Origin of the sequence: Mesorhizobium sp. B2-4-6 (assembly GCF_006442775.1) — a bacterium.
GTDB lineage: Bacteria > Pseudomonadota > Alphaproteobacteria > Rhizobiales > Rhizobiaceae > Mesorhizobium.
This window is the reverse complement of the sequence record NZ_VFVI01000016.1, coordinates 68,009-87,820: the sequence shown is the minus strand read 5'-3', so window position 1 is coordinate 87,820 and position 19,812 is coordinate 68,009. Positions and strand designations below refer to the sequence as shown.

The window sequence follows — 19,812 nt, the reverse complement described above, 5'->3', positions numbered from 1 at the left end:
AACAGATCGGAGATTTTGCCATGACCGAACCCGCAACGGGCGCCGTCGACGCCACTATTCTGGACGCAAGCGAGCCGGACGAACGAACCGAACCGGCCTGGGGGGCGGTGGTCTCGCTGGCGCTCGGCGTTTTTGGCCTGGTGACCGCCGAATTCCTGCCCGCCAGCCTGCTGACGCGGCTGGCGCAGGATCTCGGCGTCAGCGAAGGCGCCGCCGGCCAGGCGGTGACGGCGACAGCCGTCGTCGGCGCGATCGCGGCGCCGACCATGGCGATCGTCACCAAGCGGCTCGACCGCCGGCTGGTCATGTGGATACTCTCCGTCCTTTTGATCGTCTCCAACCTCGTCGCCGCCTTCGCGTCCTCGCTCACCATGCTGCTTCTTGCCCGCGTCGTGCTGGGCGTTGCGCTTGGCGGTTTCTGGTCGATGTCGGCGGCCATGGCGCTGCGGCTGGTGCCGATGCGGCTGATGCCGCGCGCCATGTCGATCATCCTCACCGGCGTCTCCGTCGCCACGGTCACGGCGGCTCCTGTCGGCGCCTATGTCGGCGATACCTGGGGCTGGCGCACCGCCTTCATGATCGCGGCGGTCGTCGGCGGGCTGGCGCTGCTGGTGCAGCTCGCCACCCTGCCAAGCCTGCCGCCGACGGCGGTCGCGAGCTTCCGCACGCTGGCCGAGGTGCTGAAGCGGCCGATGATCCGCATCGCGCTGCTGGTCGTTCTGCTGGTCGCCTCCGGTCAGTTTGCCGGCTTCACCTATGTGCGGCCGTTCCTGGAGATGGTGCCGGCGATGCCGATCGAAACCATCTCGCTGGTGCTGCTCGCCTATGGCATCGGCGGCTTCTTCGGCAATTTCGCCGGCGCCTTCCTGGCCGAGCGCAACCTGAAGATGGCGGTCGGCCTGGCGCCGCTGCTGATCGCCTTGTCGGCGGCGGCGCTGCTCGTGCTCGGCGCCTCGCCGATAACGGCGGCGGTCGCGGTCACCGCCTGGGGCTTTGCCTTCGGCGCCGTTCCGGTCGGCCTGCAGACCTGGCTGGTGCGCGCCGCGCCCGACCAGGCCGAGAGCGCCGGCGGTCTGATGGTCGCGACCTTCCAGGTGGCGATCGCGCTTGGCGCCGTCGTCGGCGGCCTTCTGGTCGATCACGCCGGTGTCGCCACCGCCTTCGCCTATAGCGGCGTGGCGACCTTGCTGGCGGCGCTGGTGGCCTTCCTGATGGGACCGAAGCAGGCTGCCGAGTAGCTAAGACTGCTTGCCTTCTCAGACATCGGCCCGGCGGCTCTCACGAGCGCCGGGCCGATAATTCTTAGCTTCAGGCCGAGCGGCCGTCGAACTCGAAGACTTCGATGGTCGCCAGATCGACGTCTTCCAGGCAGTTGATGTTGACATAGGCGGATCGTTCGTTGCCCTCACTGACATCCTCGGCAAACGGGTGCATGCCACAGGTGCGGCAGAAACGATGCGCGATCGTGCCTTTGCCGAATGTGTAGCGGCCGAGGTCGTCGCCCCAGGCGACCAGATTGAACTTCTCATGCGGCACGGCCCACAACAGCGCGCCCTTGCGCCGGCAGATCGAGCAATTGCAGCGCACGGCCATGCCGAGCTCGCCCTCGACCTCGAACGCCACCTTGCCGCAGTGGCAGCTGCCTTTGTACAGCATCAGCATCTTCCCATCGCTGGCAGGGTGCAAAGGCGCGCCTGCCGGGTTACCTCTTGGCTGGCCCAACACAGGCCGCGCCTAAAAGACGTTGCAACTTTGCAGGGCCCGACATCGAAAATGCAATCCATCCGAGACCGGCTTGAAATCATCCTGTCACGTCTTGCCAATCGCGCGGTCGACGAGAAGGTCTACACGAAACTCTACGCCGAGGCGGCGCGTGCAGCCGCCGATGCGGCCGATGCCCGCCGCAAGGCCGGTATGAGCCTCGGACCGCTCGACGGGCGCATCGTGTCGATCAAGGACCTGTTCGACGTCGCCGGCGAGCCGACGGCGGCCGGATCGCTGATCCATGCCGAGGCCCCAGCCGCCGCGCGAGACGCGGCGATCCTGCAAAGGCTGCGCCAGGCGGGCGCCGTGATCCTCGGCAAGACCAACATGACCGAGTTCGCCTTCACCGCGATCGGCGACAATCCGCATTACGGCACGCCGGGCAATGCCGCCGATGCAAGCCTGATCCCGGGCGGGTCGTCATCGGGGGCGGGCGTTGCGGTCGGCGAGGGCACGAGCGACATCTCGATCGGTTCGGACACCGGCGGCTCGGTGCGCATCCCGGCCTCGCTCAATGGCGTCGTCGGCTTCAAACCGACGGCGGGGCGCGTGCCATTGACCGGCGCCTTTCCGCTGTCGATGACGCTCGATTCGATCGGCCCGCTTGCCGGCAACGTCGCCGATTGCGCGATCGCCGATGCGATCATGGCGGGAACTGAGCCAACGGCGCTTCGGCCGGTCCCACTCGCCGGCCTGCGCGTCGGCATTCCGCGCGGCGACTTGTTCGGCGAGACGCAAGCGGAGGTCGCCGCGGCTTTCGAGGGCTGCATCGACCGGATCGGGCTAGCCGGCGCCCGTGCTGCCGATTTGTCCATCGACGATCTCATCGCCGAGATGCGGGCCGCCACCAAACGCGGGACCATCGCTTCCATGGAAGGTGCGGAAGTGCATGCCGACTGGCTGGCGAGCGGCGCTTCGGTACCGGTCGATCCGCATGTCACCGGGCCGTTGTCGCGCGCGCTGGCCGTTCCCGCTTCCGCCTATATCCGCACGATCCGCCGTCGCGGCGAGCTTGTGGCAGCCATGGCGGAACGCCTGGAGACGATCGATGTGCTGGCATTGCCGACCGTGCCGATGGTCGCGCCCTCCATTGCCGCCATGGCCGGCGACGAAGCGCTGCGCGACAAGACGGAAGGGCTGCTCTTGCGCAACACGCAGGTCGCCAACCAGTTCGACCTCTGCGCGATCTCGCTGCCGATGCCCGGCACCAAGCTGCCGGCTGGTTTGATGCTGGTGGGCAAGCACGGGCATGACAGTCATCTGCTGCGCATTGCTGCCGCGGTCGAGACCTTGCTTGGCCGTTGATAGGGCGCGGCGAACCGACGCAAATTCGGCGCCCGGGAATTCGCTGTCTCGCTGTCATCACTGGCTGCATCGTCGGGATGGTCGCCGGGAACTAAAGCGCGTCGCGTCGAAACGGATTCACGCGACGCGCTTTAGGTCCTTGTTTTGATGCATGTCGTTGTCGCAAAACCGAGGTCACTTTTTGCGCGACATGCATTAACCGTCGGCCGGAAAGCGCCGCCTGTAGCGCTCGACGACTTCCGGATTGCGCAGATTGACCGGCAATTTGCCGGCGAGCACCAGCAACGCCTCGCCGGCGGCGCCGACCCCCATGCGCATCATAGATTCCTCGGTGATGCCGGCCATATGCGGGGTGACGATGACATTGTCGAAGCCGAAATAAGGATGGTTGGGCGGCAGCGGCTGCGTGGAAAAAACGTCGAGCGCGGCGCCGCCGATGCGGCCCTTTTGCAGCGCTTCGATCAGCGCCTCGTCGTCGACCACCGGGCCGCGCGAGACATTGATCAGCAGCGCGTTGGGCTTCATGCGGGCGATGCGCTCGCGGCCGATCAGGCCGCGCGTCTCCTCCGTCAGCGGGCAGCAGAGCACGATGATATCGCTCTGCTCGACCAGCGCGTCGACCGACAGGAAGCCGACACGTTCGGGCGCCGGACGCAGGCTTCGCGTGGTCGCCACGACATTGAGGTCGAAGCCGTGCGCGGCGATATGGCCGACGGCCTGGCCGACCGCGCCGAGGCCGACGATGCCGATCGTCTTGCCGGCCAACTCGCTGGTCGAATTGGCATGCTCGCGCCCGGCAAGCCAGCCCTTGGCGCGCAGGTCGCGGTCCATCGCTCGGAAGCGCCGCAGCAGGGCAAGGGCCACGAACATCACATGCTCGGCGACAGAGCGGGCATTGACGGCGGGCACGTTCGCCACCAGCACGCCGGCGGCGGTCGCCGCCTCGACCGGGATCATGTCCAGCCCGGCACCGTGGCGGATCGCGGCGCGCAGGCTCGAAGCACCCGCAAACAGCTCCGGCGGCAGCGGCGCGCGCACGATGACGATGTCGGCGTCGCTCGCTTCGGCGGTCAGAGTTTTGGCATCGAGCGCGGAGGCTACAGCCAACCGCCCGGCCCCGGCCAGCATCGCCGTGGCGCGCGGATGCAGCGGATGCGTCGAGAGTATCTTGCGCATGAGGTTTTGTTTTTCTCCGCATTTCCGCGACGCCAAGCGATAACGCCTGGCTGCAAAATGCTCTAGGCCTTTTCGAGCGCCGCGCTTTCCGGCTCCGTTGCTCGGCCTTCGATGATCCCCTTCCAGTAGCTCTCGGCGCCCTGCAAATGGGCGTTCATCAGGGCCTGGGCGAGGTTGCCGTCGCGACGCAACAGCGCTTCGTAGATCTGGATATGCTCGGCATGCGAGCGCACGCTGCGTTCGGGATCGTTGAAATAGATCGGCAGGCGCTGCTCGCCCATCAGGTAATAGACGCTGCAGATGTTGTGGAAGACGCTGTTCTTGGTCGCGCGCACGATCTCGAGGTGGAACTCGCGGTCCTCCTTGGCGAGGCCTTCGCCGGCGGCGATGCGCTCTTCGGAGGCCTTCAGGATCTCGCGCAGGCGTTCGAAGTTTTCCTCGGTGGCGCGCGAGCAGGCAAGCTCGGCCGCCTTGATCTCGTGGATCTTGCGCAACTCGACGGTCTCGTAGATCTGCACCGGATCGAGCGGCAGGCCCGCGCGGGCGAAAAGCGCCAGCGCTTCCACGCTCGCCTGCTTGGTGTCGATATAGATGCCGGACTTGGCGCGTCGCTCGACGATGCGCATGGCTTCCAGGATGGCCAGCGCTTCGCGGATCTGGCCGCGGCTGACGCCGAAATGCTCCGCCAGCTCGCGCTCCGAGGGCGTGCGGCCGGACTCCTTGTCCGAGTTGGCGAAGAGGTAGGCGGCAAGTTCCGCGAGAAGGTTCTTTTCTTTCATCGTCAAATACGTTGCGCGTGCGCCTCCAGGAATCGCTCGGAGATGGTGAAACCCAATCCAGGCTTTTCAGGGATCGCTATCATACCGTCCTTCGCTTCGACAGTCTCCTCGACAAGGTCGTGGATCATCGGGTTGGCGCCGAGCGAATATTCGATGATGAAGCTGGCGGGCGAGGCGGCACAGACATGCAGCCCGGCAAAGAAGCAGGGCGCGCCGGCCCACAGGTGCGGCGCGAAACGCAGGTTGAAGGCGCTGGCGATGGTGCCGATCTTCATCGCCTCGCTGATGCCGCCGCAAAACGCCGGATCCGGCTGGAAGATGTCGGCCGATTTCAGCACCGCCAGATCGCGGAAGGCGTAGCGCGTCGCCTCGCTTTCGCCGGTGGCAATCGGCGTCGCGCCCGAGGCGCGCACCTCGGCCATGCCCGGCTTGTCGTCGGCGATCACCGGTTCCTCGAACCAGGCAAGGTCGAGATCGGCGGTGAGCTTGATGAAGCGCTTGGCCTCGGCGACAGTGTAGGTGCCGTGCGCGTCGACCATCAGCTCGACATCCGGCCCGATCGCCTGCCTTGCGGCGCGCACGCGCGCGGCCGAGACATGTGGGGCGCCGTCCATGGCGCCGACGCGCATCTTCAGCGCCTTGAAGCCGCCCTTGGCGACATAGGATTTCAACTGCTCGCCGATGGCGTCGGCGGCGGCCCAGCCGCCCGAGGCATAGGCCTGCATGCGCTCGACCTTGCGGCCGCCGAGCAGCCGCCACACCGGCTGCCCAACCGACTTGCCAAGGATGTCCCAGAGCGCGATGTCGACGGCGCTGATCGCCGCCACGCTCATGCCGCGCCGCGCCAGCTGCGGCATGGCATGGCCGGCATGCGCGGCCGTCTCGTGCCGCACGCCGTTGTAGAGCATTTCCCAGATGATGCCGATGTCGGCCGGATCGCGGCCGATGAGCTGCGGGCCGACCTCATGGTTGAGCATATGGACAAGCGCGCCATAGCTGCCGGCGCTGCCGGCGGCGTTCTTGCCCTCGCCCCAGCCGACCAGGCCGTCGTCGGTCTCGATGCGCACAATGGCGGCGTCGAACGTCGTTACCTGACCGAAGTCGCTGCGATGCTGCTTCGCGACTTCGATCGGGATACGAACCCACCAGGCCTGGACGCGTTTGATGCGCATGTTTTCCCTTCGGCCCCTCCGCCCGCCGGGTGGAAGGGATAGGTTTCAATCGGAGGCCTACTTGATCAGCGGCAGCAGCGTTTCGGCGGTGATGCGCATCTGGTCGGTGTAGAATTTTTCCGTGAGCACGCTGGAGCCGTGGTCCTGGATGAACTTGAGCTGCTCGGGCGAGATGTCGACCGGATTGCGCTCGACCATCTCCGGATAGGGCGCCGCCGGCGTGCGGTCGACGGGCGCGACGAACTCGTTGGTCAGCGCGCCGTCATAGCCGACTTCCTTCAGCGTGCGCACGATCTTCGGCCAGTCGATCTGGCCAAGGCCGGCGGCGAAGCGGTTGTTGTCGGCGACATGGAAATCGAACAGGCGCTTGCCGACCTGGCGGATCGCGTCATAGACGTTAAATTCCTCCATGTGGATGTGGTAGGCGTCGAGGCAGACGCCGCATTCGGGGCTCACCGCATCGGCGAGCGCCAGCGCCTGGGCGCCGCGGTTGAAGAGATAGGTCTCGAAGCGGTTGAGCGGCTCGACGGCGATCCTGACGCCGACCTTCTTGGCATGGGTGAAACACTCGCGCGTGGCGTCGACCACCCAGCCCCATTCCTCCGCCTCGGTGCCGTCCGGCACGACCTTGCCGACGGTCGCGGGGACCAGCGTGATGATCTCGCCGTCGAGCTCGCTCACCATGGTGAGCACGTCCTTGACGTACTGGACCGAGCGCTCGCGCTGGCCCTGGTCCTTGGCGGCGAGGTTGCGCTCGCCCAGCATCAGCGTCACCGAACCCCAGCAGCGGATGCCGTGCTCCCTGAGCAGCGCACGCGTCTCCTTGGTCTTGTACTGCTCGGGCTCGCCGGAAATCTCGATCGATTCATAGCCGAATTTCTTGATGCGCTTGAGCGTCACCTCCAGCGGCTCCGCCCGCATCCAATTGTGCGTCGAAAGATGCATGGTCTATCCTTCCCAGAATTCGCCTGTCACGTTTACCCGCGACGCCTCCGACAGAGGCGGCCGCACGATTCCTCCCCAAGGCGCCGCCAGCATTTTTCCTCGAAACTGGTTCGACCAATTGGGCCTGCCATGACCTCTACAGCAAATTTTCATGCACGGCAAGAAGTGGCCAGCGACAGCTCCGTCAGTCAAGCAATTCTCTGATTTTATAAGGTAATTTCCCCCGTTCGTTTGGAAATCCGCCCCATCTTCGCTGTTTTCGACCGCTTGACCGAATTACCGGATTTGGTAATACCAGAATGGCGCGGCGCATAGACGCCGACAGTATTGACCAAACAGGCTGGCCCTCACTTCAATCGGCGCTATGCTTGGTCGCGAAAACAATGAGGGAGGATGCCGATGCCGACGACGATGAAGGGTCCCGGCCTGTTTCTGGCGCAGTTCGCGGGCGATGCCGCGCCGTTCAATTCACTGACTTCGATCACCAAATGGGCGGCCGGGCTGGGCTACAAGGGCGTGCAGATCCCGACCTGGGACGGACGCCTGTTCGACCTCAAGAAGGCGGCGTCGTCGAAGGCCTATTGCGACGAGGTGAAAGGCATCTGCGCCGATGCCGGCGTCGAGATCACGGAACTGTCGACGCATCTGCAGGGCCAACTGGTCGCCGTTCATCCGGCCTATGACGCACAGTTCGACGGCTTCGCGCCGGCCGAGGTGCACAACAACCCCAAGGCGCGCCAGAAATGGGCGGTCGAGCAGATGAAGTTCGGCGCCAAGGCATCGAGGAATCTCGGCCTCAAGGCCTCGGTGACCTTCAGCGGCGCGCTCGCCTTCCCCTACCTCTATCCGTGGCCGCAGCGGCCGCCAGGCCTGATCGAGGAAGCGTTCGCCGAGCTTGGCAAACGCTGGAAGCCGATCCTCGACGTCTATGACGAGAACGGCGTCGATGTCGGCTATGAAATCCACCCCGGCGAAGACGTGTTCGACGGCGCGACCTTCGAGATGTTCCTCGACGCGGTCGGCGGCCACAAGCGCTGCAACATCAATTACGACCCGTCGCATTTCCTGCTGCAGCAGCTCGACTATCTCGAGTTCATCGACATCTATCACGAGCGGATCAAGGCGTTCCACGTGAAGGATGCCGAGTTCAACCCGACCGGGCGGCAAGGCGTCTATTCCGGCTACCAGGGCTGGGTGAACCGGGCGGGCCGCTTCCGTTCGCTGGGCGACGGACAGGTCGATTTCAGCGGCATCTTCTCCAAGCTCACCCAGTACAACTACGATTCCTGGGCGGTGCTGGAATGGGAATGCTGCCTGAAACATCCCGAGGACGGAGCGGCCGAAGGCGCGCCCTTCATCCAGCACCACATCATCCGGGTGACCGAGAAGGCCTTCGATGATTTCGCCGGCGGCACGAGCGACAAGAAGCTGCTGCGCGCCATGATGGGGATTTAGCTCGCTCGCGAACTCCCCCTGAGGAGGTTCGGCTACAGGTCCGGATGGGATTGATCCCAATCGCAGCGGACTCTTATGTCTCCACCTTGACGCTGCGCGTCGCCCCTCGCCACAAGGGGAGGGTGAGGAGCCAAACAGAGAGGACAAAAAATGGTCGGCGCATCGAAGTCGGAAACGGGAGGCGGCCCGATCCGCTACGGCATGGTCGGCGGCGGGCAGGGCGCTTTTATCGGCGCGGTGCATCGCATCGCGGCGCGCATGGATAACGACTTCGTGCTGGTGGCCGGCGCGCTGTCGTCGGATCCGGCGCGGGCGAAGGCCTCGGCCGAAGAACTCGGGCTCGATCCGTCACGCAGCTACAGCTCCTATGCGGAGATGGCCAAGGCTGAGGCCAAACGCCCCGACGGCATCGAGGCGGTGGCGATCGTGACGCCCAACAATGTCCATGTGCCGGCGGCCAGGGCCTTCCTTGAGGTCGGTATCCACGTCATCTGCGACAAGCCGCTGGCGACCTCTCTGGCCGAGGCGAAGAAGCTTGCCGCCCTGGTCGAGAAGACCGGCAAGGTGTTTGTGCTCACGCACAACTACACCGCCTATCCGATGATCCGGCAGGCGCGCGAGATGGTGGCCAAGGGCCAACTCGGCGACATCCGCATCGTGCAGTCGGAATATCCGCAGGACTGGCTGACCGAAGACCTCGCCGCCACAGGCCAGAAGCAGGCCTCGTGGCGCTCCGATCCGAAACAGGCAGGCGCCGGCGGCGCACTGGGCGACATCGGCACGCATGCCTACAATCTCGCCCGCTTCGTGTCCGGGCTGGAGCTGGATTCACTTTCGGCCGATCTCGATGCGTTCGTGCCGGGGCGCCAGCTCGACGACAACGTCAACGTCATGCTGCGCTTCAAGCCGGTCGGCAACAAGCATCCGGCCAAGGGCATGATCTGGGCCAGCCAGGTGGCGCCCGGCCATGAGAATGGGCTGAAGCTGCGCATCTATGGCTCCAAGGGCGGGCTGGAATGGGTGCAGGCCGATCCGAACTATCTCTGGTACACGCCGTTCGGCCAGCCGAAGCAGTTGCTCACCCGGGCCGGCGCCGGCGCGATGCCGGTCGCGGCCCGCGTCAGCCGCGTGCCGCCTGGCCATCCGGAGGGCTATCTCGAAGGTTTTGCCAATATCTACCAGGAGGCCGCACGGGCCATCCGCGCGGCACGCAGGAAGGGCGGCAAGCCAGGCAAGGACGTCGTCTTCCCGACGATCGCGGACGGCGTCGAAGGCATGGCCTTCATCGAGGCCTGCGTGAAGTCGTCGAAGAAGAATGGGGCGTGGACGAAGCTATAGGGGTGACGATCTTCAGGTTAGGCCGGGCTGCAGATGGCGGCTTCCTGCGCTTCCGGTGCTCACGTGCGTACGCTCCGCTCCGGTTCTCGGAATCCGTCGTTTTCGGCTCGGCCTGACCTGAATCTCATCAACCGTTGATCGAAGGTGACCAGGGGAGGGGCGTCGATGAAGATCGGCATGTGCATGTTCTTGTGGACGACCAGCGTCTCGAAGAAGCACGAGGCGCTGCTGAGGGACATCAAGGCGACCGGCTTCGACGGCGTCGAGATACCGGTCTTCGTCGGGGCGCCCGACGACTACAAAAAGCTCGGCGAGATGCTCGACCGCATCGGCCTTGAGCGCACCGCGGTCTCGGCGATGGGCGATCCGGCGATGAACCTGATCTCGCCGGATGCGGCGATCCGCAAAGCCGGCGTCGATTATATGAAATGGGCGATCGACTGCAGTGCCGCGCTTGGCGCGGATAGGCTGAGCGGGCCGCTGCATTCGACGCTCGGCGCCTTTTCCGGCAGCGGGCCGACGGCGGCTGAGAAGAAGCGCTCGGTCGCCTCGCAGCGCGCCATCGGCGACCATGCCGGCAAGAAGAGCGTGACCATCGGACTGGAAGCGCTCAACCGCTTCGAATGCTATCTCGTCAACACCATGGCCGATCTGTCGGAGCATATCGACGCGATCGACCGGCCGCACATCAAGGCGATGTACGACACCTTCCATGCCAATATCGAGGAGGCCGACCCGATCGGCGCCTATGTGAGCAACCGCCGCAATGTCGTCCATATCCACATTTCGGAGAACGACCGCGGCGTGCCGGGGCGCGGCAACATCCCCTGGAAGGAGACTTTCGCGGCGATCCGCCGGACCGGTTACGACGACTGGCTGACGATCGAGGCGTTCGGACGCTCGCTGAAGGATCTGGCGGCGGCGACCAAGGTGTGGCGCGATTTCGCGGAGAGCCCGGAGGCGGTTTATCGCGAGGGGTATAGGCATATCAGGGACGGGTGGAAGAAGGCGGCTTAGGGTGCACCGTCCGGCGGGCGTCGCGATCCTTCGCGCCCCCCTCTGTCCTGCCGGACATCTCCCCCACAAGGGGGGAGATTGGCGGCTTCGGCGTTCCGCTCAATCCTGTTGGGCGATTGGCGAAAGCCGCGATGACGGCTGATCTCCCCCAAGTGGGGGAGATGCCCGGTAGGGCAGAGGGGGGCGCTGTCCCGCCGACCTCTCCTTAGAAGCAGCAGTCCAACTACCCCCGCTCGGCCTGCAGCCTGTTGTAATCATGCAGTGTGCGGCTCAGCCTTCGGCGCAGGAAGTTCGAGATGTTGTCGAAGATGAAGACGACGAGCAGCGTCAGCAGCACCATGTAGAAGACGTTGGCCCAGTTCGAGTTGGTGCGCATCGCTTCCCATAGTTTCAGGCCAATGCCGCCGGCTCCGACGGCGCCGATGATGGTCGCGCCTCTGGTGTTCGATTCCCACTGGTAAAGCGTCTGGCTGATGAAGATCGGCACCACCTCCGGCATCACCCCGTAGCGCTGCACCAGCAAGCCGTTGGCGCCGGTCGAGAGCACGCCTTCGCGCGGCTTGTCGTCGATGTTCTCCAGCGCCTCGGAATAGGTTTTGCCTAATGTGCCGATCTCGGTGAAGAAGATGGCGGCGCTGCCCGCCAGCGGTCCGGGGCCGAAGGCGCGGGTGAAGAACAGCGCCCAGATCAGCATGTCGACCGAGCGCATGAAGTCAAAGAAGCGCTTGAGGACCTGGCTGAGCACCCCGCTCGGCGTGATGTTGCGGGCGGCGAAGAAGGCAAGCGGGAAAGCGACGATGGCGCCGAGCAGCGTGCCGAGGAACGCCATGACGATGGTCTGCAAAAGCTTTGTCCAGACATCGCCATGCTGCCATTGTGCATTGTTCCAGATGTTATCGGCGGCAAGCGCAAGGTTCGACGTGCCCGCCTGTAGCTCAGGTCCCGAGACGATCAGCGACACCACTTCGCCGGCCGACTTGCCGAAGAAGGGCGAGCGCGTGTCGAAGACGAAATTCGCCCAGCCGAGGAAACGCTTGCGCACCTTGACGCGGTCGACAGTGACGCGCACCTCGCCGACAAAGCCCATCCTGGCGACGACCTCGTCGTCATGTGCCGTTACCCAGTCCGGCACCGGGCCCGACACCACAGGCTTGCCGCTGGTGAGCGCCACGGGCACCGTTTGTCCGTAGGCGACAATCGTTGCCTTGGACTTGTCAAAGGTTACGGACTTCGCCTGGCCGTCGATCTGCACGGTGTAGGTCCCGTCGGGATTCTTGATCACCCAATCGGGATTGGGATTGTCGCCAAGCGCCGAGAAGCGCGGATATTTCGGCGTTATCTGCGGCTGATCGAGCCGGAATTCCGGCTGCAGGTCGTAGCTGATCCATTGCGAGAGGAAGAGCGGCAGGCGTTCCCAGTGCGACTCGCGCAGCACCTGCGGCAGACTGAAGAACCATGCGGCATAGATGAGATAAAGTATGGTGCCGACGACCAGGAATGGCAGGCCGAAGCGCTTGTAAAGCGGTCGCCGGAACACTTGCGGGAAGCGCTCCTCGATCGACAGCATTTCTTCGGCGGTCAAATTCGTCATGGTCTATCTTTTGTTTTAACTATGATCTTTTCCGAACCGAAGGTCAGCGAACGCAAAAACCGGGCTTCCACTTTTCGCCGACGTGGTCCCCGGTTGGAGATCATGGTCTAGGCACCCAACAAGAAGGCTTGCTCGCCGACAAGCTTGCGGCGCAGCCAGGCGGAGAACTGGTCGACGATGAAAATCGTCGTGAACAGCAGCAGGACCAGGGCCAGCGTCTTGGCGCCGAAACCGCGCGAGATGGAAAGCTTCAGCTCCTCGCCGATGCCGCCGCCGCCGACAGCGCCGATGATGGTCGAGGCGCGCACGTTGATCTCGATCCGGAGCAGCGTGTAGGACATGAAATTGGGCAGCACCTGCGGCAGGTCAGCGAAACGCACGCGCTCGAACCAGTTGGCGCCGACGGCGCGCAGGCCCTCCTCCGGGCGCATGTCGATGTTCTCGTTGATCTCGTAGAACAGCTTGCCGAGCGCGCCGACCGAATGCAGGCCGATGGCGATGATGGCGGCCACCGGGCCGACCGAGACGATGGCCGCGAACAGGCCGGCAATGACGATCTCGGGGAAGGCGCGCAACAGTTCCATGAAGCGCTTGATGAACAGCCGCAGAATTGGGCTCGGCGTCAGGTTGCGCGCCGCGATGAAGGAAAACGGAACGGCAAAGACGAAGCCGATGAAAGTCGCGACCAGCGCCGTGTTGACCGTGGTCAGCATCAGCTCGAAATATTCGGGGATATAGAACCCGCCCCAGATATAGACGCGACCGAGCGGGAAGTTGAACTCCTGCGTGCCTTTGTCATGCGGCGAAGCGACATCGAACAGCGCCCGCCAGACGTCGTTCCAGTCCTTCGGAATCAGCCAGCTCAGGAAATCGAGGATATGCGGCAGCCGCTCGAAGAAATGGCCCGCATTGGCTTCGTCGGCAAACCACATACTCGCCACCATCGCGGCAAGCAAAAGGCCGATACCGAGCGCCGTGTAGAAGCGGCGCAGCGAGGTTTGGCGCCGCCAGGCGTCGGCCTGTTGGCGGATCGCGTCGGAATGGATTGTCGCTGTTGTCATGACGGGCATGAAAAAGGGCGGCGCTTTGGCAACGCCGCCCCTTTCCTGATGTCGTCAGCCGCCGATCGCCGCTTTGCGGGCTTCGATGATGACGCTGTAGAAGTCGGATTTTACCGGGACGTAGCCGGTGAAATCGCCACCTTCGACGCCCTCGAAGCAAGCCTTGTCCTTGGTCGGCAACTGGGTGAAGAAGTCGGTAAGCTTGGCGGCCATGCCGTCGCCGAGTGCGGTGCGGACAACCAGCGGGCCATTCGGAATCAGGCCCGAGCGCCAGACTTCGACGAAGTCGTTCGGGTCAGCGGCGCCCTTGGCAACGACCTTGTGGAAGGTGCCGGAGGTGAAGCCGTTCTTGAAGTCGCCGATGCCGGAGGAATCGTCCACCGCCACGTCCACCTTGCCGTCGCGCATGGCGAGGAGGTTGTTCTCGTGGCCACCGTTGAACTGGGTCGAAGCGAAGAAGGTATCGTTCGCCATACCGGTGGTCTTCGGGATCTGGGTCAGCGGGATCAGATAGCCGGAGGTCGAGTCCGGATCGGCATAGCCGAGCTTCTTGCCCTTGGCCGACATGATGTCGGTGATGCCGGAGGATTTCAGCGCCAGGCCGATCGAATAATAGCCGGTGGAGCCGTCGGTCTGCTTGGTGGTGAGGATCGGGGTGACCGCCTTCGGATCCTTGAGATAGACGCTGGCGTAGCCGGAAGCGCCAAGCTCGGCGAAGTCGAGCGTGCCGCCGAGCAGGCCCTGGATGACGCCATCATAGTCGGCGGCGGGGAACAGCGACACCTTCTCGAAGCCGAATTCCGACTTCAGGTGGTCGGCGAGGCACTGGTAATTGCGCAGGCGGTCGGTCTCGTTCTCGCCGCCGAGGATGCCGACGCGGAATTCCTTGATGTCAGCGGCATGCGCGGCGCTTGCTGCCATGGCGAGCAGCGAAACCGCCCCAAAAACCATCTTCCTGAACATTTCGATCTCTCCTGTTGTTCCGGCTGCGCGCCGGCTGCGTTCTGATTTTTCAAGTCTTGCCTTTGACGCTGGCGGGCGATCCGGGTTGCTCTGCTGAAATCCACGACTTGCCCGCACCGGCTGGGCCCGGGACGGTGGACTCAGTAGCCAGGGAAGGCTGGTTCGAGCGGTCCGGCGGATGCGGTGATCTTCGGCCTGATGGTCACGCTGGTCGACGTGATGGCTTCGGAGATCTCGGCGCCGCTGGCGTCGGCGCCATAGACCGTGCGCACGGCGTCGCGGTCGAGGTCTTCCGGGGCGCCGTCGAAGACGACCTTGCCGGCGGCCATGCCGATGATGCGGGTGCAATAGGCGCGCGCGGTGTCCAGCGTGTGCAGGTTGGTGACGACGGTGATGCCTTCGCGCAGATTGATGTCGCGCAGCGAATCCATCACCACCTTGGCGTTGAGCGGATCGAGCGAGGCGATCGGCTCGTCGGCTAGGAGTACCTTCGGCTCCTGCATCATGGCCCGGGCGATCGCCACGCGCTGCTGCTGGCCGCCGGACAGCGTGCCGGCCGGCTGCAGCGCCGTGCGTGCGATGTCGAGGCGCTCGAGCGCGGCGACCGCCTCGGCGCATTCGGTGCGCGTGAACATGCCCAGCAGATTGGAAACCGTCGAGCGATGGTTGAGGCGGCCGAGCAGCACATTGGTCAAGACGTCGAGGCGCGGCACGAGGTTGAACTGCTGGAAGATCATGGCGCAGTCGCGCTGCCAGCGGCGCAGCGACGAGCCGTGCAGGCTGGAGACCTCGGCGCCGTCAAAAAAAATCGACCCGTGGCTGGGATCGATGAGACGGTTGATCATGCGCAAAAGCGTCGACTTGCCGGCGCCGGAACGACCGATGATGCCAACCATCTGGCCGCGCGGGATCGAGATGTTGATGTCGCTGACGGCGGTGTTCTTGCCAAATCGTCGGGTTACGCCGCGGATCTCAAGCGTGGCCGATGATGCTGACATACCAAAACTCCAGTCCGTCGCGCTTTTGCAGGTCTGTTAACCTTCGCTAGCGCAGGCCGATGAAGCTGCGGTGTCGGATTGATGTCAGTTTTGTTACGTCCCACAGGCTTGGAGATTCAACCAAGCACCAGCAATTCCTCGAAATGCTTCATGTCCTTGAAGCTGCAGAAGGCCGGAGGCTTGAGCTCGATCACCGGAGCCTCGCGCTCGAGGAATGACAGGCAGTCATCGAACAGGTCCTGCCATGCCGCGGCCCGCTCGTCGGCGAGGCGGCGGATCTGGTAGGCGAAGGTGATATGGTAGACATAAGTGTCGTGATCCGGATGGCGATAGCCGAACGGCGCTGAAAGGGCGTCGCGCCAGGCCTTCATGATCTGCCGGTCTTCCTCGGAAGCGCCGGCGACGGTGAGGCCGGTCGGCACGACTTCGACGGCCTTGACCTTGAAGGGGCCGTGGCTCTCGAAGCCTTGCAGGCGTTCGAGATAGAGGCGGGTCATGTCGTCGATGCCAGTGTCGAGCGGCACGTCCGATGGCCAGTAGGGAAGGCGGCGCCGGTATTCGATGATGCCCTGAAAGAGCGTCATGTGAAGGCTCGAGATCGGCGTGAAGGCGAGCCGGTCGGCGTCGGGCATGGTGTGGATGCGCTTGCGCACCTCGATAATGGCAGCTTGCGAAGGCGTGCCTTCGGCGAGATGGCAGACGACGGTGTTGCCGGGTTCGGGGAGGAAGTTGCCCGACGCATCATAGCGGGTGCCGAGATGGATAGGTGAAGCCCGATTGGTGCCTTCGAAATAGGCGGCAAGCGAGGGTCTGGCGGTCATGGCAATCTCCTTGGGGAGATGCCTCCTGTCGGAGTCACATGTCAGGGATGTGAATGGTGAAGAGAATTTCCCTGGCCGGGACCTTGTCTTCCGCCATTCGCCATTCACCGCACCTAGCCGCCATATTTCTCCAGGAAAGCCTCGGCGTCCAGCTCGCGAAAATCGTCGAGCGCGGAGCGCAGCCTTGTATGGTCCCAATCCCACCAGGCTAAAGCCTGGTAGCGCTCGGCGGTGCGGCGGTCGAAGCGCTCGCGGATCGGCTTTGCCGGCACGCCGCCGACGATGGTGTAGGGCGCCACATCCTTCGACACCACCGCGCCCGCTCCGACTGCCGCGCCGTCTCCGACGGTCACGCCGGGCAGGATGGTGGAACCATGGCCGAGCCAGGTGTCGTGGCCGATGGTGACGCGCCTGGCGCGGCGCTCGGCGAAGAACTCGCTCTCATGCTCGGCATCGTCCCAATAGTCGGATGCGCGATAGGTGAAGTGATGCAGCGTCGGCCGCCATGTCGGGTGGTTGGTGGCATTGAGGCGCACGCTCGCCGCGATGTTGGAGAATTTGCCGATGGTCGCGCACCACACGGCGCAGTCCTGCATCATGTAGGAATAGTCGCCGAGCTCGCATTCGGCGACGCGGCTGCGCTCGGCGATCTCGGTCCAGCGGCCGAGCGTCGAGTTTTCGACCTGCGCTGTCGGATGGATCAGCGGCGTCTCCGAAAGCTTCATGCGGCGATCTTTCCGGCGGCGAAAGCGGTGACGTCGATGACGCGATCGGCCACCGCGTCACGCACGTCGAGGTCGTGGAAGATGCCGAGCAAGGCAACGCCCGCCGCCTTCTTGGCGGCGATGAGCTCGACCACGACATCGCGGTTCCTGGCATCAAGCGAGGCAGTCGGCTCGTCAAGCAGCAGGATCGGATGTTCGGTGATGAAGCCGCGCGCGATGTTGACGCGCTGCTGCTCGCCGCCGGAGAAGGTCGCGGGGGGCAAGGCCCAGAGTTTTTCCGGCAGGTTGAGCTGGGCAAGCAAAGTGCGTGCTTTCTCCCGCGCGCCTTCCTTGTCCCCGCCGCGCTCGACCAGCGGTTCGGCGACGACGTCCAGCGCCGAAACGCGCGGCACGGTGCGCAGGAACTGGCTGACATAGCCTATGGTGTGGCGGCGCACGGAGAGCACGGTGCGCGGGCTGGCGGAGGCGAGGTCGATCAAGCCGCCCGCGTGGTGGACGATGATCTGGCCTTCGTCGACGGCATAGTTGCCGTAGAGCATCTTCAGGATCGAGCTTTTTCCCGCGCCGGACGGGCCGCCGAGCACGGCGCATTCGCCGGCGCGGATCGAGAAGGAGACGCCCGCCACCACCGGCAGCGTGACACCGTCGCGCAGATGCATGGTGAAGCTTTTGGCGACATCGGAGACAACAAGTGGAGTGGGCATATTAGAGTCCTTCGTTTTTGCGCATGATCTGATCCGAAAACCGGCTTCCACTTTTCGGGATCATGCGGTCACACCTGCAAAATCGAAGACACGAGCAACTGGGTATAGGGCGCGCGCGGGTCGTCGAGCACGCGGTCGGTCAGGCCGCTTTCGACGACGCGGCCGTCCTTCATCACCATCATGCGCTGCGAGAGCAGCCGCGCCACGGCGAGGTCGTGGGTGACGACGATCGCGGCAAGGCCGAGATCGGTGACCAGCCCGCGCAACAGGTCGAGCAGGCGGGCCTGCACCGAGACGTCGAGGCCGCCGGTCGGCTCGTCCATGAACACCAGTCGCGGTCCCGTCACCAGGTTGCGGGCGATCTGCAGGCGCTGGCGCATGCCGCCGGAAAAGGCGCGCGGCTCGTCGTCGATGCGGTCCTCATCGATCTCGACGCGCGACAGCCAGTCGACCGCGGTGGCGCGGATCCTGCCGTAGTGGCGGTCGCCGACCGCCATCAGCCGCTCGCCGACATTGGCGCCGGCCGACACGGTCATGCGCAACCCATCGGCCGGGTTCTGGTGGACAAAGCCCCAATCGGTGCGCATCAGGAAGCGGCGCTCGGCCTCGCTCATGCGGTAGAGCTCGCGCCATTGGCCATCGCGCATGCGGTAGCCCGCGGTGCCGGAAGAGGGCAGCAGCCTGGTCGACAGGCAGTTCAGCAGCGTTGTCTTGCCGGAGCCGGACTCGCCGACCACCGCCAGAACCTCGCCCGGCCAGAGGTCGAAGGTGACGTTCTCGCAGCCGACGCGCGAGCCGTAGAATTTGGACAGCGCCGAAACGCGCAGCAGCGGTTCGTCGGTCATTCGGCCGGCTCCTTTGTTTCAAGGGCGAGATGGGTTTCCGGCGCGAGGTGGCCGTGATGACCATCGGCGCGGCGCTTCTCGCAGTGGTCAGTGTCCGAGCAGACGAACATGCGGCCGCCATGGTCATCGAGGATGACTTCGTCGAGATAGACATTCTCGGCGCCGCAGAGCGCGCAGGGCTGGTCGAAGGTCTGCACCTCGAAGGGATGGTCCTCGAAGTCCAGGCTGACGACGTCGGTGAAGGGCGGCACCGCATAAATGCGCTTTTCGCGGCCGGCGCCGAACAACTGCAGGGCTGGCGAGCGGTGCATCTTCGGATTGTCGAATTTGGGCGTCGGCGAGGGGTCCATCACATAACGGCCCTCGACCTTGACCGGGTACGCATAGGTGGTGGCGATGCGGCCGTGCTTGGCGATGTCCTCGTAGAGCTTCACGTGCATGAGGCCGTATTCCTCCAGCGCATGCATTTTTCGCGTTTCGGTCTCGCGCGGCTCGAGGAAGCGCAGCGGCTCGGGGATCGGCACCTGGAAGACCAGCACCTGGCCGGCCGTCAGCGGCTGCTCGGGAATGCGGTGGCGGGTCTGGATGATGCTGGCCTTGGCCGTCTCGGTGGTGACGGCGACCTTGGCGACCTTCTTGAAGAAGGCGCGGATCGAAACGGCGTTGGTGGTGTCGTCGGCGCCCTGGTCGATGACCTTCAACACGTCATCCGGGCCGATGATCGAGGCGGTGACCTGCACGCCGCCGGTGCCCCAGCCGTAAGGCATCGGCATCTCGCGCGAGGCGAAGGGCACCTGGTAACCGGGAATGGCGATGCCCTTCAAAATGGCGCGGCGGATCATCCGCTTGGTCTGTTCGTCGAGATAGGCAAAGTTGTAGGTGGCGATGTCGGTCATGGCGATCACGTCCGCTTTGAGCTAAGGATTTGACGCTCAAGACGCGGAAGCAGATCCACATGGACTCTACCGGTCGGATGCATCTCGGCGTGCTGTTGCTGGTCTTCGCCGGCGTTGCGGCTTTTGCGCTTCGGAAGATGTTTCTCCCCGCGCCAGGGGAGCCTCCGCATGGCGAGACCGTTGCCGGCGCCAGTGACTACGCCTCGGGCGGCGGCTCGTTCGATGGCGGCGGCGGACATTCCGGTAGCGGGCACTGA

Annotated in this window: 20 protein-coding genes; 6 read left to right on the top strand and 14 right to left on the bottom strand. The window is 64.5% G+C overall.

What is annotated here, in order from left to right:
- The first annotated feature begins 20 nt into the window (after nt 1-20).
- The gene (locus FJ957_RS28705; protein WP_140836180.1) at nt 21-1,238 is read left to right on the top strand and encodes an MFS transporter; all 1,218 of its coding nucleotides are present in this window, start codon (nt 21-23) and stop codon (nt 1,236-1,238) included.
- Nucleotides 1,239-1,308: 70 nt separating this feature from the next.
- On the opposite strand, the gene FJ957_RS28700 is transcribed toward FJ957_RS28705, so the two are convergent.
- Nucleotides 1,309-1,656 (bottom strand): GFA family protein, encoded by a 348-nt coding sequence (locus FJ957_RS28700; RefSeq protein WP_140836179.1) that lies wholly within the window; start codon nt 1,654-1,656, stop codon nt 1,309-1,311.
- Nucleotides 1,657-1,773: 117 nt separating this feature from the next.
- On the opposite strand from FJ957_RS28700, the gene FJ957_RS28695 reads away from it, so the two are divergent.
- The gene (locus FJ957_RS28695; RefSeq protein WP_140836178.1) at nt 1,774-3,069 is read left to right on the top strand and encodes an amidase; all 1,296 of its coding nucleotides are present in this window, start codon (nt 1,774-1,776) and stop codon (nt 3,067-3,069) included.
- Nucleotides 3,070-3,264: 195 nt separating this feature from the next.
- On the opposite strand, the gene FJ957_RS28690 is transcribed toward FJ957_RS28695, so the two are convergent.
- From FJ957_RS28690 to FJ957_RS28675, 4 genes are all read right to left on the bottom strand, one after another.
- Nucleotides 3,265-4,245, bottom strand: a complete 981-nt coding sequence (locus tag FJ957_RS28690) for a hydroxyacid dehydrogenase (RefSeq protein WP_140836177.1) — start codon at nt 4,243-4,245, stop codon at nt 3,265-3,267.
- Nucleotides 4,246-4,307: 62 nt separating this feature from the next.
- Nucleotides 4,308-5,024: a FadR/GntR family transcriptional regulator gene (locus FJ957_RS28685; RefSeq protein WP_140836176.1), complete on the bottom strand. Its 717-nt coding sequence runs from the start codon at nt 5,022-5,024 to the stop codon at nt 4,308-4,310.
- Between the two features lie 2 nt (nt 5,025-5,026).
- Nucleotides 5,027-6,196, bottom strand: a complete 1,170-nt coding sequence (locus FJ957_RS28680; protein WP_140836175.1) for a mandelate racemase/muconate lactonizing enzyme family protein — start codon at nt 6,194-6,196, stop codon at nt 5,027-5,029.
- 57 nt (nt 6,197-6,253) lie between these two features.
- Nucleotides 6,254-7,141, bottom strand: a complete 888-nt coding sequence (locus FJ957_RS28675; protein WP_140836174.1) for a sugar phosphate isomerase/epimerase — start codon at nt 7,139-7,141, stop codon at nt 6,254-6,256.
- Between the two features lie 399 nt (nt 7,142-7,540).
- Here FJ957_RS28675 and FJ957_RS28670 point away from each other — a divergent pair, with 399 nt between their 5' ends.
- The 3 genes from FJ957_RS28670 (at nt 7,541) to FJ957_RS28660 (ending at nt 10,951) form a co-directional block, all read left to right on the top strand.
- The gene (locus FJ957_RS28670; protein WP_140836173.1) at nt 7,541-8,596 is read left to right on the top strand and encodes a sugar phosphate isomerase/epimerase; all 1,056 of its coding nucleotides are present in this window, start codon (nt 7,541-7,543) and stop codon (nt 8,594-8,596) included.
- A 150-nt stretch (nt 8,597-8,746) separates the two neighbouring features.
- The gene (locus FJ957_RS28665; protein WP_140836172.1) at nt 8,747-9,934 is read left to right on the top strand and encodes a Gfo/Idh/MocA family oxidoreductase; all 1,188 of its coding nucleotides are present in this window, start codon (nt 8,747-8,749) and stop codon (nt 9,932-9,934) included.
- A 165-nt stretch (nt 9,935-10,099) separates the two neighbouring features.
- A complete protein-coding gene (locus FJ957_RS28660) occupies nt 10,100-10,951 on the top strand; it encodes a sugar phosphate isomerase/epimerase (protein WP_140836171.1) in 852 nt (283 codons plus the stop codon).
- A 223-nt stretch (nt 10,952-11,174) separates the two neighbouring features.
- Here FJ957_RS28660 and phnE (FJ957_RS28650) read toward each other — a convergent pair whose 3' ends face one another.
- The 9 genes from phnE (FJ957_RS28650) to FJ957_RS28610 form a co-directional block, all read right to left on the bottom strand.
- Entirely contained in the window at nt 11,175-12,542 is a 1,368-nt protein-coding gene (gene phnE, locus FJ957_RS28650) for a phosphonate ABC transporter, permease protein PhnE (RefSeq protein ID WP_140836170.1), read from the bottom strand.
- Nucleotides 12,543-12,649: 107 nt separating this feature from the next.
- Nucleotides 12,650-13,603 (bottom strand): phosphonate ABC transporter, permease protein PhnE, encoded by a 954-nt coding sequence (gene phnE / locus FJ957_RS28645; protein WP_140836169.1) that lies wholly within the window; start codon nt 13,601-13,603, stop codon nt 12,650-12,652.
- Between the two features lie 54 nt (nt 13,604-13,657).
- The gene (gene phnD / locus FJ957_RS28640) at nt 13,658-14,566 is read right to left on the bottom strand and encodes a phosphonate ABC transporter substrate-binding protein (RefSeq protein ID WP_140836168.1); all 909 of its coding nucleotides are present in this window, start codon (nt 14,564-14,566) and stop codon (nt 13,658-13,660) included.
- A 140-nt stretch (nt 14,567-14,706) separates the two neighbouring features.
- Entirely contained in the window at nt 14,707-15,564 is an 858-nt protein-coding gene (phnC, locus tag FJ957_RS28635) for a phosphonate ABC transporter ATP-binding protein (RefSeq protein ID WP_140836167.1), read from the bottom strand.
- Between the two features lie 116 nt (nt 15,565-15,680).
- Nucleotides 15,681-16,385 (bottom strand): DUF1868 domain-containing protein, encoded by a 705-nt coding sequence (locus FJ957_RS28630; protein WP_181180751.1) that lies wholly within the window; start codon nt 16,383-16,385, stop codon nt 15,681-15,683.
- 113 nt (nt 16,386-16,498) lie between these two features.
- Nucleotides 16,499-17,110, bottom strand: coding sequence for a DapH/DapD/GlmU-related protein (locus FJ957_RS28625; RefSeq protein WP_140836166.1), 612 nt, complete (start codon nt 17,108-17,110; stop codon nt 16,499-16,501).
- On the bottom strand, nt 17,107-17,814 hold the full coding sequence (gene phnL, locus FJ957_RS28620) for a phosphonate C-P lyase system protein PhnL (protein WP_140836165.1): 708 nt from the start codon (nt 17,812-17,814) through the stop codon (nt 17,107-17,109). Before phnL ends, FJ957_RS28625 begins: the two co-directional genes overlap by 4 nt.
- Before the next feature lie 68 nt (nt 17,815-17,882).
- Nucleotides 17,883-18,659 carry a phosphonate C-P lyase system protein PhnK gene (gene phnK / locus FJ957_RS28615; protein WP_140836164.1) on the bottom strand — a complete coding sequence of 259 codons (777 nt, stop codon included), beginning with the start codon at nt 18,657-18,659 and terminating at the stop codon, nt 17,883-17,885.
- Entirely contained in the window at nt 18,656-19,555 is a 900-nt protein-coding gene (locus FJ957_RS28610) for an alpha-D-ribose 1-methylphosphonate 5-phosphate C-P-lyase PhnJ (RefSeq protein ID WP_140836163.1), read from the bottom strand. The genes phnK and FJ957_RS28610 overlap by 4 nt, the downstream gene beginning before the upstream one ends.
- Before the next feature lie 59 nt (nt 19,556-19,614).
- Here FJ957_RS28610 and FJ957_RS28605 point away from each other — a divergent pair, with 59 nt between their 5' ends.
- Complete coding sequence (locus FJ957_RS28605) at nt 19,615-19,812, top strand: hypothetical protein (RefSeq protein ID WP_140836162.1); 198 nt, start codon at nt 19,615-19,617, stop codon at nt 19,810-19,812.

Coding starts and splice junctions, on each gene's coding strand:
- phnE (WP_140836169.1), bottom strand. CDS start 13,603: ATGACAACAGCGACAATCCATTCCGACGCGATCCGCCAACAGGCCGAC.
- FJ957_RS28665 (WP_140836172.1), top strand. CDS start 8,747: ATGGTCGGCGCATCGAAGTCGGAAACGGGAGGCGGCCCGATCCGCTAC.
- FJ957_RS28630 (WP_181180751.1), bottom strand. CDS start 16,385: ATGACCGCCAGACCCTCGCTTGCCGCCTATTTCGAAGGCACCAATCGG.
- phnE (WP_140836170.1), bottom strand. CDS start 12,542: ATGACGAATTTGACCGCCGAAGAAATGCTGTCGATCGAGGAGCGCTTC.
- FJ957_RS28660 (WP_140836171.1), top strand. CDS start 10,100: ATGAAGATCGGCATGTGCATGTTCTTGTGGACGACCAGCGTCTCGAAG.
- FJ957_RS28685 (WP_140836176.1), bottom strand. CDS start 5,024: ATGAAAGAAAAGAACCTTCTCGCGGAACTTGCCGCCTACCTCTTCGCC.
- FJ957_RS28705 (WP_140836180.1), top strand. CDS start 21: ATGACCGAACCCGCAACGGGCGCCGTCGACGCCACTATTCTGGACGCA.
- phnK (WP_140836164.1), bottom strand. CDS start 18,659: ATGACCGACGAACCGCTGCTGCGCGTTTCGGCGCTGTCCAAATTCTAC.
- FJ957_RS28670 (WP_140836173.1), top strand. CDS start 7,541: ATGCCGACGACGATGAAGGGTCCCGGCCTGTTTCTGGCGCAGTTCGCG.
- FJ957_RS28675 (WP_140836174.1), bottom strand. CDS start 7,141: ATGCATCTTTCGACGCACAATTGGATGCGGGCGGAGCCGCTGGAGGTG.
- FJ957_RS28625 (WP_140836166.1), bottom strand. CDS start 17,110: ATGAAGCTTTCGGAGACGCCGCTGATCCATCCGACAGCGCAGGTCGAA.
- FJ957_RS28610 (WP_140836163.1), bottom strand. CDS start 19,555: ATGACCGACATCGCCACCTACAACTTTGCCTATCTCGACGAACAGACC.
- phnC (WP_140836167.1), bottom strand. CDS start 15,564: ATGTCAGCATCATCGGCCACGCTTGAGATCCGCGGCGTAACCCGACGA.
- FJ957_RS28695 (WP_140836178.1), top strand. CDS start 1,774: ATGCAATCCATCCGAGACCGGCTTGAAATCATCCTGTCACGTCTTGCC.
- phnD (WP_140836168.1), bottom strand. CDS start 14,566: ATGTTCAGGAAGATGGTTTTTGGGGCGGTTTCGCTGCTCGCCATGGCA.
- FJ957_RS28700 (WP_140836179.1), bottom strand. CDS start 1,656: ATGCTGTACAAAGGCAGCTGCCACTGCGGCAAGGTGGCGTTCGAGGTC.
- FJ957_RS28605 (WP_140836162.1), top strand. CDS start 19,615: ATGGACTCTACCGGTCGGATGCATCTCGGCGTGCTGTTGCTGGTCTTC.
- FJ957_RS28690 (WP_140836177.1), bottom strand. CDS start 4,245: ATGCGCAAGATACTCTCGACGCATCCGCTGCATCCGCGCGCCACGGCG.
- FJ957_RS28680 (WP_140836175.1), bottom strand. CDS start 6,196: ATGCGCATCAAACGCGTCCAGGCCTGGTGGGTTCGTATCCCGATCGAA.
- phnL (WP_140836165.1), bottom strand. CDS start 17,814: ATGCCCACTCCACTTGTTGTCTCCGATGTCGCCAAAAGCTTCACCATG.